We start from the raw sequence: 13406 nt of genomic DNA on the forward strand, positions 1-13406 counted from the left end.
TGGAGAGACTTACGTCGATTCCTGGCAACAGGTATTTCTTTGCCTCAACCAACCGTTTCGTGCGCATTCGTGCGGATCGGTTACAAGTTGGCTTCCATTTACAACGGCTGCTGCAATGAGCCTCACCCGCTCCCCTTTTAGCGTAGTACTAAAATGCACTTAATTCCCGCAAGATCAAGGGTTTTCTTAGTACTTAAGTGCCAATGCGCATTTATTTGTTTGAAAATCGGTTTTTCTAACCAATTCCTGCGAAACTAAATGCACTTAGGTTCTTGACACTTCGATTTTGCTGGCTCCCCCGGTTTTTAGATGTATTTTGGCATTTGAGCTTGACAAGTTGATGCAGAGCCCGTGTGAAGGGGACACGGAATGCGAACGTTTCTCCGCCCGTTATTTTCAAACAAAACCCGACCAGCCGAAGCCGATCGGGTTGTTCGCATTGCTTCATTTACTGATCATCCCTGCTGCACCCATTACGCCGTCAAGAAACGGTACTGGGCCTCCACGAGGCTGCGGTAATGCCCCGGGCGCTTCATGAGCTCGTCGTGGTTGCCCTGTTCCACGATCTCGCCGTGATCGAGCACGACGATCGTGTCCGCATGGCGGATCGTCGACAGCCGGTGCGCCACGATGAAGGACGTGCGGCCTTCCAGCAGCCGGCCGAGCGCCTCCTGGATACGCAGCTCCGTCTCGGTGTCGATGCTGGCCGTCGCTTCGTCCAGGATGAGGATTTTCGGATCGGCGAGCAGCGCCCGCGCGAACGAGAGGAGCTGCCGCTGGCCGACGGACAGCGCGCTGCCCCTCTCCTGCACCTGCGTATCATAGCCGTCCGGCAAGTTCACGATGAAATCGTGGGCCAGCACCGACCGGGCCGCGGCTTCCACTTCCGCGTCCGTCGCGTCGGGCCGGCCGTAGCGGATGTTCTCGCGGATCGTGCCCGAGAAGATGAACGTGTCCTGCAGCACGATCCCGACCTGCGACCGCAAGCTGTCCAAGGTGACGTCCCGCACGTCGACGCCGTCGAGCAGCACCCGGCCTTCCGTCACGTCGTAGAACCGGCACAGCAAGCTGACGATCGTGCTTTTTCCCGAACCGGTATGGCCGACGAGCGCGACCGACATGCCGGGCTTGACGTCCAGGCTGACGTTCCGCAGCGCCAGCCGGTCCGCGTCGTACGCGAAAGACACGCGATCGAACTTGACGGCGCCTTGCAGGGCGGGCATCGGAAAGGCGTCCTTTTTCTCGGGAACGGCCGGCTTTTCGTCCATGTATTCGAAAATCCGCTCGACCGACGACATCGCGATCAACAGTTGGGAATACATGTTGCCGAGCCGCGTGATCGGCTCCCAGAAGCTCCCGACGTAGTTGACGAACGCGACGAGAATGCCGACCGTTACCGCCCCGGTTTGGATCAGGTGCGTGCCGTACAGGATCAGGATCAGCGTGCCGACGGCCGACGTGATCTCGATCACCGGACCGAACAACTGGTTCATCGCGGATGCGAAGTTCCAAGAACGGAGATTGTCCCGGACCATGCCTTCGAAAAACGTTTTGTTCTCGTCCTCCTGCGTGAACGCCTGCGTGACCCGGATGCCCTGGATCGCTTCGTTCAAGTGGGAGTTGATGCGGGACGACTTGATCCGCACGATCTGCCAGGCGAGCCGGATCCGTTTCCGAAGCGAGGTGGAAACGAGGAACATGACCGGCACCGTGATCATGACGGCGAGGCCCAGCTTGAAATTCAGCGCGAGCAGGATGACGATGATGCCGAACAGCTGCAAAATGTCGATGATCGAGTTGACGAGGCCGTTGGTCAGCATTTCCTGCAGCGAGTTGACGTCGTTCGTGACCCGGACCAAGACGGACCCGGCAGGCCGCTTGTCGTAAAACCGGAAAGACAACGATTGCAAATGCTTGAACAGCGCGGACCGCACGTCGAAAATGACGAACTGTCCGATCCGGTTCGTTTTGTTGATCGTATAGTGCGACGACCACCAGCGGACCGCGTACAGCAGCAGCATCACGGCTGCAATCGTAACCAGCAGCGGCACGCTTCCGGGGCCGTCCTTCGGATGGATCGCCCGGTCGATGGCGGCGCTGAGCAGCAGCGGAATCGCCAGCCGCGGCAGCATGCCGAACAGCAGCATGACGACGGACACTTTCGCCACGTCCGACTTGTACGGGCGGATATATTGCATCAAGCGGGCCATCTGCTTCCAGTTGAACGGCTTGTCGATCAGGACGTCGTCCTGGTAGACGAATTTCCGGCTCATCCCGTCACCTTCCTCTCGATCACGGAGACGGTTTCGAGCGGGGCAAGATCCAGCTCATCCGGCCGATCGGCGAATTGGATTTTATACGTCTCGCGGTATAATCCGGGCTGGCGCAGCAGTTTCTCGTGTTTGCCCCGCTGCACGACATGCCCTCGGTCGAGAACGACGATTTCGTCGGCGTGCATGAGCGACGAGATGCGGTGGGCGATGATGAACGTCGTGCGCCCTTTCATGACTTCCCGCAACGATCTCTGGATGGCCTGCTCCGTCTCCATGTCCAGCGCGCTGGTGGAGTCGTCGAGGATGAGCACCTTCGGCTTCCGCAGGAACGCGCGGGCGATGGCGATCCGCTGTTTCTGGCCGCCGGAGAGGCCCATGCCCCGCTCGCCGACGACGGTCTCGTAGCCGTCCGGAAGCTCGCGGATGAACCCGTCGGCCATCGCCAGCCGGGCGGCTTCCTCGATCTCTTCCATGGTGGCGTTCGGCCGGCCGTACGCGATGTTCTCCATGATCGTCGTCGAGAACAGGAACGATTCCTGGAATACGACGGCGACGTGGTCCCGCAGCCCGGCCAGTTCGAGCTGCCGGATATCCTTGCCGTCCAGCGTGATCGATCCGCCGGTTACGTCATAGGCCCGCAGCAGCAGGTTCACGACGGTCGATTTGCCCGATCCGGTGCCGCCCAAAAGTCCGATGACGGAGCCGGGCGGAACGTCCAACTCGAAGCCGGCGAGCGCAGCGGCATGTTCGTCATGGCTGCCGTATCGGAATTGGACGTCCTCGTAACGGATATGTCCAATGCCATCCAGCTTGTCGATCGCCTCGGCGTTGCGGGCGTTTTTCACCGCGATCGGCTGGTTCAGCAGCTCGAGCAGCCTTTCCCCGGCCGCCTTGGACTGCGTGTAGCCGTTGATCTGGAAGCCGAGCGACCAGAGCGGCGCCACGATGATGCCGAGCATGCTGGACATCGCCACCAGATCGCCGAGCGACATGTAACCGCGAATGACGCGCCAGCCGCCGGCCAGGATCAGGATCGCGACGCTGAAGTTGGCGATGAATTCCATGGCCGGGAAGAACCGCGCCCATACGCCCGCGATCTCCAGGTTGATGTCGCGATACTCCTCGTTGCGCCGGGAAAATTTGTCGATTTCGAACGGTTCGCGGGCGAATGACTTCACCGTGCGGACGCCCATGACGTTCTCCTGCACGCTGACGGTCAATTTGCCCATCGCCGAGCGGATCGCCCGGAAAACCGGATGAATTTGCTGCTCGAATTTGATGGCCACGAAAATGAGGACCGGAATGGTCGACAGCGAGATCAGCGTCAGCTGCCAGTCGATGAACACCATCATGGCGAAGCCGAACAGCACCAAAAACATCGTGTTCATCAGCTGCGCCATGCCGAAGCCGATGAAGTTGCGGAGGCCCTCGATGTCCGCCGTCAACCGCGACATGAGGTCGCCCGTCTTGGCGTTGTCGTAGAACGAGAAGGACAATTGCTGAAGCTTGGCATAGCAGCCGTTGCGCAGCCGGGTGGCCAGCCGGTTCCCCAGGCGTCCCCCGCAAAACCCGTGGACGTATTGGCATCCGGCCTTCACGATGACGATGCCGACCGCAAGCAATGCCAGTCCGAAAACGCCTTCAAAACGGCCGGGCAAAATCATGTCGTCGATCAGCCTGCGCAGCAGCAGCGGATACGCGAGCCCGAGCGCCGTCGCCATGGCCAATCCGAGAATGGATCCCGCCAAAAACGGTTTGTCCTGCCAGTAGTAGGATTTCAATCCCCGGAAGATGTCCAAGACCGAACCTCCTGTAATCGGGAGTTTGGCGGCGCCAAATTCTCCCCGCATTTGGTTACCCCGGAAGTTTAACCCGTTTTGGCAGGCGGGGCAATTTCGGTCTGGCACCTTCAGAACGGCTCAAACGGAAGCAGGCAGAGTTAGGGAAACGGAGAACGGCGTAATCGCTTAAATCGTCGTTTATCGTGCCTTTTCCTCCCATTTTGGAAGATCCGCCGACGGAAGCCCCTGAGAGCGCAAAAAAACTCCTCCGCGTTGATCTCGGCGCCCGTGCGCCAACAATCGCGAAGGAGGATGCCTGATTGTTCAAGCCGTCAAATCGAATAAGCGGAGACCGAAACCTCTTCCGTCTCCCGTGTCGGGCGGCCGGGTTGCCGCTCGGGGGAAACGGCCGCCGGAAACGTCCGCCATTCCAGCGCCTCGTCCTGCATGTCGGGAGACGCCCACCCCCACTGGAGACCGGTCGTGCGGGCGATGTCGGCGTCCAGCGTGCACAGGTCGCTTTTGGAAATGTCGGACAGCGCCGTTCTCCCGAGGGATTGCGCCACCTGCTCCATTTCCGTCACGCAGGCCCCCAAATAGCGGGCGAGGTTGCGGGCGGACCGGTCGACATCCAGCTCCGAGGTCATTTTGCCCGTGTAGACGACGAGGCTGGTCGCCGCTTCGAACGGCGCCGTTTCCACGATTTGATCCCCGATCAAGGCCATCATGGCGGCGGTGCCGATATAGACGGCATCCGCGCCGAGCGCCATCGCTTTCAGCATGCAGCCCGGCGTGACCAATCCTCCGGTGGCGATCAGGCTGACTTGGCCGACGGCGCCTTTGCGGGCCAAGTAACGGGATGCCCGGGCGACCGCGAACAACGTCGGCAGTCCGACGTCGTCCTGCAGCGTCGGCGCCCCGCCGTGGGTACCTCCTTCCGCCCCGTCGAGCGTAATGAAATCGACCCCGGCGTCGAGCGCGATTTGGAGTTCCTTCTCCAGATGGTGCGTGGCCGCGATCTTAAGGCCGACCGGCACCCCGGTCTCCTCCCTGAGGCGGCCGACCAGTCCGATGAATTCCTCGGGGGAATCGACGCCCGGCAGTCGGGAATGGATCACGGACGGTTCGCCTTCTTTCAATCCGTACACTTCCCGGTAATCTTCCCCGATGTTCTTCGGCGTCGTCCGCTGCGACGCGGAGCCTTGGGCGCCTTGTCCCAATTGGATTTCGACCGCGTCCAGCTGCATGTACTTGTCCGGCGTGTTCATCCATCCGCCGCGGTTATATTGGCCGATGAACAGGCTGGCCGCCTCCCGTTCTTCCCGAAGCAGGCCCGCCTCCCCGGAATTCGTGGCCGTTCCGGCTGCCGTGGCGGCTTTGGCCAGCGCCAGCTTCGCGTTTTTGCTCAACGCTCCCCCGAACGACATGGCCGCGATCATGATCGGGATCGAGATCGTCAGCGGCTTGCGGGCGCGCGGGCCGATCGTTACGGACGTATCGATAGCCACCTTCTCCGGCGTCGGCATCCGGAACAGGTGGACGGGGTTGAAGAGCAGCTTCTCCCACGGCGAAAAATGGATCGGGCTGCCGAGCGGACGGGGAACCGGCGTGCCGTGGGCGGAACGCATCAGGATCTCCATCAGGTTCGCCATTCCGATCTTCTGTCCGACCGGAATCGTCGCCGACAAATTCTCGGTATACTGGTCATTGACCATGCGGGAAATGGCTTTGTCGGCCGTTTCGTTCGCGATGGAGCGGATCAGGTTCTCAATGAACTTCATGGCCCGCACCCGGCTCCATCGACTGGAGCATGCCGTCCAGACGCCGGGACATGTTCAGGCACATTTGCTTGATCGTCCCGAGCTGGCGGGCGGCGCTTTGCTCTTCGACGGCGATGTCGACGAGCTCTTGCTTTTCGAACCCCGTTAACTTCCGGTAGTGCTCGTGCTCCACGCTGGACAACGTCCCCGCCATCGTCTCGATCCGGGCAATTTCCGAACTCAAATACTCGATCGTTTGTTTCATGTCGTTCCATTCCGCCATTCGGGAGCGTCCCCTTTCGTTTCTATTGCGACTTCTCTAGGAAAGGATGTCACAAGGAAAAAGCCTCTATTCGCCCGATGAAGGGGAATAGAGGCTTTAGAAACGTGATGTTCAACCGTTGCCGATCCCGCGGACCCATTGCTCCCATTGCCCGCGGATTTCCTGAAGGCGCGCCGTCTGTGCCGGATCCGTCATCGACGCTCCGAGGCTCGAAGCATACTCCGCCAGCTCCCCGGACAACTCGGCGTAAGCGTCGCGCAGCGTTCGGCGGTAAGTTTCCGCGAGCCGGGCGTTCCACGTCTCCCGCACGGAGGATAACCATTCGTCCGCCGTTTGGAAGAGCAGTTCGGCGGCCCAGTCGCGGAGCGCGTTTTTCCCTTCGTTTTCGAAGAAATGCTTCGGGGATTTGAACGCTTGCCACAACCGCTTGGCATCGGGCAACGGACCGTCCCGATACGGTTCGCCGATCGGCAGTTCCAGGGCCGGCCGCGCGGAAGGCTCCAAGGCGAATCCTTCCTTCGCCAGTTCGGCGGCCGCGGCGTTCAGCACTTCCCCCACCGAACGTTCAAGCGTCCCCTCCAGCCGAAGCCCCGCGGAACGCAGCTCCTGCGCCAAGTCTTCCCCTAGGCCGCGCTTAAGGTCTTCCCAGCAGGCGACCAGCAGCTTCTTCAAATCCCGGCCGTCGTCCTGAAGCACGGAAGGATGGAAAGCCGTCTGAAAATGTTCGCCGAACCGGTAATACGCCCGCTGGCGCAAATGGTACAGCTGCTCGGCCGCTTCCTGCAGCAGCGGCTGCACCGCGGCGCCGGGCGCGTCCCGGCGGCCGTTCTCCCTCCACGTCTCGGCCAGCGCCATCCAGCGGTCCGCCTCCGCTTTGCGGGCGTCGGCATCCGCGGTCGCGGCCTGCAGCCACCCGTCCAGCTGGCGGCCGGCGCGTTCGATTTCCTTGCGGGCGGAAGCGGCGGCCAAGCCGCCCAGCTCCGTGCGGGCGAATGAATGGAACGCCTGCTCGAACGCCGCGAGCCCGGACGATTCCCATTGCCGCGCGTTGCCCGCCAATTTCGCGTCCAGCCCCCGCAGGCTGGATACGGCGAACAGCCGGGGATTGCGGATCCCGTGCTTCAGGAGCTGTTTCGCGACATGCTCCCGCACCGCCGCCAGCTCATCTTCCGAGGAAGCAAGGTCGGCGGCGTTGATCAGGAAAAACATTTTATCCAGTTCGAAAACGTCTTTGACGCTTCCCAGCTGGTTCAGGAACTGCCGGTCCGCCTCGGTGAACGCGTGGTTGTAATACGTCACGAACAGCACGGCGTCGGAGTTTTTGATGTACTCGAACGCCACGCCGGTATGGCGCGCGTTGATCGAATCGGCTCCCGGCGTGTCGACGAGCACCGCTCCGCCCCGCGTCAGCGGCGAATCGACGGACAAGTCGATCTCCGCCACGAAGCAGGACGCTTGCTCGTCGGCCGCATATTGCCGGTAGCCTTCGCCCGTCTCCGGAAACCGCGTGCCCAGCAAGCCGCCGTAGCGGGACCAGCCCTCGGACGCCGCGCGCAGGAAAGCCAGGTGCGGCTTGCCCCTCGGATGAACGTCGTCCCCGTTCATGCGGACGGCCAGACCCAGCAAAGCTTCGGCCGTACCGGCACCGTCGATCTCCGCCTGGGGCACGCCAAGCCGCCGCAGCGAATGGCGGATATCTTCCATCATCGCTTCGCCCGATTTCATCGTGATATATGCCGTGCCGGCCGGATGCTCCGGCGTCGGGGCGACGATGCGGTTGATCGCGGCCGTCGTCGGATTCGGGGACACCGGCAGCGCCGGTTGTCCGATCAGCGCGTTGGCGAACGACGATTTGCCCGCGCTGAAGGCGCCGAACAACGCGATCGTAAACCGGCGGCTGCGGAAGCGCTCCGCTTTGGCCGTCAGCCCGTCGGCCGTTTTGGCCAGCGCCGGAATCGGCCTCAGCAGGGCCGCCGCTTGCTCCAGCAAGGACACCGCCTCTGCCGGGGCGCCCAGCGACAGCTCGGCAGAGCCGAAATCCGCCGCCGCTTCCTCCGGCGTTTCCCGATCGTCCGCCAACTCGTCAACGTCAGCAAGCTCGAAGACGCCTGCACTCGCGGCGGTCTGGGCCGGCTGCGGCAATCGAGGTTCCGGTTCGGACGCGCGTTCGGGGAGAAGCGCCAGCAGCCGCTCCTTTACCTCCTCCTCCGACCGCTCCAGCTCGGAGTGCGCCGCGGCCGCCGTTTCCCGTCGCTGCAGGTCCGCAAGCTCCGACGTCAGCCGCTCCGCTTCGCGGTCCAGCTCCGGCTGGCGAAGCGCGAGAATTCGATCCATGAAGCCCATCGCCGCTCTGCGATAGCGGCTTTTGATCTCGGCGCTGACGTCCGCCGCGAAGTTCAGCACGGCTTGCCCGTCCGCGCCCATGCCGGGTTTCACGCGTTCCCGCAGCCACCCCGGCGTCGCGGGCTCGAAGGCGGCTTCGAGCGCGGCCTCCATGTCCTCGCCTTCCCATCCCGCTTCTCGGGCTTCGCGCCGGAGCAGCTCCCGGACGTGGCCGTTCAGATTCGCGGAGATTTGCCGGTTCAAATCGTCCGTGAGCAGCGACAGCCGGCTCTCGCGCTCCGCCTCCGTCTTCGCCGCGCCGCCGAACCAGCCGACCTTGAACCCGGGCTGCAGGCTCTCCAGCACCGCACCCGCTTTGTCCCGCGTCTCGGCGGGCGTCAGGTTGGCATTTTCCAGCAGGCGGTCCAGCTCCGTACGGACGGCGTCCTTATGGGCATTGCCCGCCCCGCGGACTTGCCGGAGCTCCTCTTCCAGCCGGCGGCGCGTTTCCGCAAGCCGCGCGTACGCCCCTTCCTCCGCGTCGCCGATCTCCCCGTGAAGCCTCTCCCGCTCTTCGCGGTGATTTTCCCGCAACGATTCGCGGAACAACTCCGCCAAATAAACCGCGGATCGCGCCGCCGAACGTCGCATCAGCTCCCCGCGCAGCGGCTTCAGCCGTTCAATCAGGGTCAGCAGCTCCCCCCATTGGGACAAAGGATGCCCGGGCACTCTCAAGGAGAGGAACAACAGTCCCGCGGGGCGGATTTTCCACGCTTCCAACGCTTGGCGAATGCCGTCCCGGAACGACTCGAACGCCACCTCCGATTCCCGGTGCTTGTCGATCTGGTTCACGATGACGTAAGCCGGCTTGCCCCAGTCGGCGAGCTGCCGCAAAAACCGGAAGTTCACGTCGGACAACACGTGGTTGTAATCGGTCACGTAAAACACGACGTCCGCCAGATGCAGCGCCGATTCCGTCGCCGCCCGATGCGCCGAATCCGTGGAATCGACGCCCGGCGTGTCCACGATCGCCAAGGTTCCGCCCAGCAAGGGTACGGGGTACGTCACCTCGAGCGAAGCGACGCCTTCCCCGTCCACGGCGAAGCCGTGCAGCTCCGCGATCGGGATTTCCTTCTCGGGAAGCACCGTGCCGTCCCCGGAGCGAAAGCTCATGCGCGCGGACGGCGCCCCGTCCGCGATCGTCACGACGTTGGCGCTCGTCGGGATCGGAGAGGACGGCAGCAGGTTCGCGCCGCAGAGCGCGTTCACCAGCGTGGATTTGCCGGCCGAGAAATGTCCGCAGAACGCCAGCGTGAGCAGGCCGCGCTCCAGCTTGGCAGCCAGTTCGCGGTATTTGGCCCCTTGTTCCCCGTCTCCCTCGGCGGTGACGAATTCCGCCATGCGTTCGAGCGATCGCCGCAGGCTCTCCGTGCCTATAGGGGACAATGGGGCAGCATCGAGTCGATTCAAGGCGTTGCGCTCCTTTTCGTTCGTTTCGCGGTCGTTTTCCGAAGCGTCGATTTCATCCGGGCTTTGCCTTCCTTGCACGTGTCCAGGAACGGGCAAACCTCGCACTTCGGATTCTGGGCCTTGCAATGATACCGGCCGAAAAAAATAAGCCGATGGTGGGTGATCGTCCACTCGTCCCGGGGAACGAGCTTCATCAGTTTTTTCTCGACTTCCAGCACCGAATCGTCCGGCTTCGCGGCGCCCAGCCGCTTGGACACCCGCTCCACGTGCGTGTCGACGGCGATGGCCGGCACCCCGAAGGCGTTGGACACGACCACGTTGGCCGTTTTGCGTCCGACCCCCGGCAGCTCCGTAAGCGCCTCGTGCTCGCGCGGCACTTCCCCGCCGTATTTGTCGATCAAGATTCGGCACAGCTTCTGGATATTCGCCGCTTTGTTGCGGAACAAGCCGATGCGCCGGATGTCGTTCTCCAGCTCCTCGAGCGGCACGTTCAAATAATCTTGCGGCGTTCTATATTTCTCGAACAGCGTCGCCGTCACTTTGTTGACCGTCTCGTCCGTGCATTGGGCCGACAGCAGCACCGCGATCACCAGTTCGAACGGATTGCGGTGGTTCAGCTCGCAGCGGGCGTCCGGGAACATCCCGGCCAACGTGTCCAGCGTGCGTCTCATCGCTTGTGCGTTCATGCGTCCGTATCTCCCGTCGTCGAAATTCCTCCCAAGTGTATCGAATCTTGCGGATTCCGGCAATATCCGAATCCAACGAAAACAGGCCGCCCCGGGGCGGCCTGTCTCGGAATTCCGGCTTATTTTTCGATTTCCATGACTTGATTCTTCCATACGTAAATCGTGATTTTGTCCCCGTTCGCCAGCTGGGTGATGGCAAGCGGCGTCGTTCCTTGGTGGATGTAGGTCGACGTGCTGAAATTGTACACGTTGTTCTCGTTCACGTTGGTCACTTTGACTTTGAACGTGGAGCCGGTAGATTGCCAGAATTCCCGCTGCAGGCCGGGGATCACTTCGATGATCGTCTTGTCGCTCTCGTCCTTGCGGATTTCCACCCGATCGTTCGGCTGAAGGACCGACAAGGACGTGTTGGAGGTCGAGTTTTTCAGGATGAGCGGCGAAGCCTCGATCGTCCGGGTCACCGTCGATCCGTTCGGCAGCAGCAGGTCAACCGTGGAAGCGGCCGCGTTGACGGCGACGACTTTGCCGTATACCGTCGGCACGACCTTCAGCTTCGTCAGCGTCGATTTCCCGCTCAGGGTGACGTTAACCGTGTTGCCTGCGACCAAACGGGACAGCGTGATGGCCGAGCCGTTCTCGTCGAGCAGCGTCGCGTTCATCGGAACCGAGACGGATTCGCTCGTCGTGGCGTCCGGCTTCTGAAGCTGCAGTTTGTTGCCGAACACGTCGACGGAAACGATCTGGTACTGCGCGGACTTCTGCACCATGATCGAATAAACCTGGTCCTGGTTGTCGTTGAGCATCACGGATACTTGGTCTCCGGGTTTGATGTCGGCGAACGAAGCCGTGCTCACCCCGTAGATCTCGACATACGGGTACGTATAAGGTACCGTTACGACGTTGGTTGCGTCCAGACGCAGCGTCAATTGCTTCGAGGTCAAGTTGTTCTCCAGCACGGTGCCGTCGTACTTCGCGTTGAAGAAAATCGTGATCGCCTTGTCGCCGCTGTAGGAAACCGTGATTTTTTTCCCGGTCGTCAGCTTGGCGAGGGCTTGCGAAGCGTCGATGGCGAACCCGTTCTGATCGTACTTGACGCTGGTGTCCAAAATGAAATTATGCGGCGTGCCGGAGGCGTCTTTCAGCGTTAATTGCTTGATGTCCGCCAAATAGCCGACGACCGTCGCGCCGGTCAAATATTGGACGCTTCGATTGGTGACCGTGATTTGCGTCACTTTGTCGTTGGAATCCAGCGTCAGCGCGATATTGTCGTCCTTCTGGAGGTCGTCGATCCCCGGACTCGCCATGCCTTGGATGACGACCTTCACGGTGTCCGCCAGAAACTTCGCTTTCAATTCCCCGTTTTCCGTGAACTGGATCGTCCTGCTCGTCTTGCTTACGTCGAACAACGTCCCGCTCGCCGATGTCGTCAGCGGCTTGTCGATCGCGACGCCGGTCACGACGCCCGCTTTGATTTCGTACGAAATCGAATTGCCCGCTTTCAGGGCGTCGGATTTTACCGGGATGCCGCCAAGCGTAAACGCGGCTTGCGGAGAGACGGACCAAGTCTCCGTCGATCCCGTCGACGGGTCGGATACCTGGAGCTCGCCGGTCGAGGCGTTCCAGGAAACGACGTTGCCTTTGCCGGTTTTGTTCACCAACGCTTGTTTGACGGCGACGGCGATGATTTTCGGCTGCGAGCGGATCGTGTCCACCGTCAGCGTGATCGGCGCGTTCGCCGGAATGTCGGCCAGCTTGATCGTATTGCCTTGTGCATCGGTAACGGCCGGTTCGGACGCGGAATCGTAGAAGTATTCCGTAATGGCGTCCCCGACCGTCAAATAGACGGACGAGCGGGAAGAACTGTATTTGGTGAACGTGCCGTCCACGGTCTTGACGTAGGCGTTGTCGTCCGTCTGCTCGACGTACCCGATGGCGCCGTTCGAATCGTGGATCAGGATCGCTTTGCTGTACAGCTTGAGGGCGGACGCGTCGATCGGCTTGTCCGAATCGTAACGGGCGTACATCGTTTCGGGCGTCAGCGTGTAGACGTGGAGGCTGCCGTCGTCATGGAGCAAGGTCAATTGATTGTTTTTGACGGACATCAGCACGCCGGACACTTGACCCGAATAGGCGACGCTCACTTTGGATTCCGCTTTGCTGAACAAGGTGGCCATGGAGGCGCGGTTGATCGCCTGCTTCGGCTCGAAAGTGGTCGGGGTCACCCCGGCGACCAAACCTTCCTGAACCGCCGTCAACACATATGGCCGGTAGACGTCATCGATTTTGGCATTGTCCGAGAACGAAGTGCTTTTGCCGGCGTTGGCCTCGGCGGCCGCTTCCTTGCCGATCGCCCGCACCAGCAGGCGGGCCACCCATTCGCGGGAAGCTCCCGCTTTGCCCCAGGACTGTTTCTCGGAGTTGGCGAGGGCGTACTCTTCGTCGGTGAGCAGCAGTTTTCTCCGGAAAGCCTCCATCACGTAAGGTTTGGCATAATCGTCCACTTGGAAGGTGCTCGGGAACGCAATGGCGCTGGAGGTGTCGATTTCGTCGGCGAGACCCATGAATTTCAACGCCACGATCACGGCGTCTTCGCGCCGGATCGTATCGGAGGGGCGGAATTTGCCTTCGCTGCCCAGGATGATTCCCTGCAAAGCCAGCTTGGTTACGTGCTTCTCGGCCCAGTGTCCCGACTTGACGTCGCTGAACGGATTCGTCGCCGCCGAAGCCATGGGGATCGATCCCGCCGCCCCCGACCAGATCGTCGCCGTCAACGCGACGGCGGAAACCCATTGCTTGTAATGCGTCTTGCCTGCCATAAGCTTCCCCTTTCC

Annotated in this window: 7 protein-coding genes; all 7 read right to left on the bottom strand. The window is 61.6% G+C overall.

Annotated features, from left to right (window positions below; all coding sequences use genetic code 11):
* Positions 1 to 473: 473 nt before the first annotated feature.
* Positions 474 to 2273, bottom strand: coding sequence for an ABC transporter ATP-binding protein (locus tag PTZ19_RS00615; protein WP_276351505.1), 1800 nt, complete (start codon positions 2271 to 2273; stop codon positions 474 to 476).
* Positions 2270 to 4072: an ABC transporter ATP-binding protein gene (locus tag PTZ19_RS00620; protein WP_276351507.1), complete on the bottom strand. Its 1803-nt coding sequence runs from the start codon at positions 4070 to 4072 to the stop codon at positions 2270 to 2272. Before PTZ19_RS00620 ends, PTZ19_RS00615 begins: the two co-directional genes overlap by 4 nt.
* 314 nt (positions 4073 to 4386) lie before the next feature.
* Positions 4387 to 5835 carry an FMN-binding glutamate synthase family protein gene (locus PTZ19_RS00625; protein ID WP_276351509.1) on the bottom strand — a complete coding sequence of 483 codons (1449 nt, stop codon included), beginning with the start codon at positions 5833 to 5835 and terminating at the stop codon, positions 4387 to 4389.
* Positions 5822 to 6097 carry a hypothetical protein gene (locus tag PTZ19_RS00630; RefSeq protein WP_276351511.1) on the bottom strand — a complete coding sequence of 92 codons (276 nt, stop codon included), beginning with the start codon at positions 6095 to 6097 and terminating at the stop codon, positions 5822 to 5824. Before PTZ19_RS00630 ends, PTZ19_RS00625 begins: the two co-directional genes overlap by 14 nt.
* A gap of 111 nt (positions 6098 to 6208) precedes the next feature.
* Positions 6209 to 9889 carry a dynamin family protein gene (locus tag PTZ19_RS00635; RefSeq protein ID WP_276351512.1) on the bottom strand — a complete coding sequence of 1227 codons (3681 nt, stop codon included), beginning with the start codon at positions 9887 to 9889 and terminating at the stop codon, positions 6209 to 6211.
* The gene (gene nth / locus PTZ19_RS00640) at positions 9886 to 10575 is read right to left on the bottom strand and encodes an endonuclease III (RefSeq protein WP_276351513.1); all 690 of its coding nucleotides are present in this window, start codon (positions 10573 to 10575) and stop codon (positions 9886 to 9888) included. Before nth ends, PTZ19_RS00635 begins: the two co-directional genes overlap by 4 nt.
* Before the next feature lie 119 nt (positions 10576 to 10694).
* Positions 10695 to 13391: an S-layer homology domain-containing protein gene (locus tag PTZ19_RS00645; protein WP_276351514.1), complete on the bottom strand. Its 2697-nt coding sequence runs from the start codon at positions 13389 to 13391 to the stop codon at positions 10695 to 10697.
* Positions 13392 to 13406 lie beyond the last annotated feature (15 nt).

The organism is Cohnella caldifontis, assembly GCF_029360585.1.
Classification (GTDB): domain Bacteria; phylum Bacillota; class Bacilli; order Paenibacillales; family Paenibacillaceae; genus Cohnella; species Cohnella caldifontis.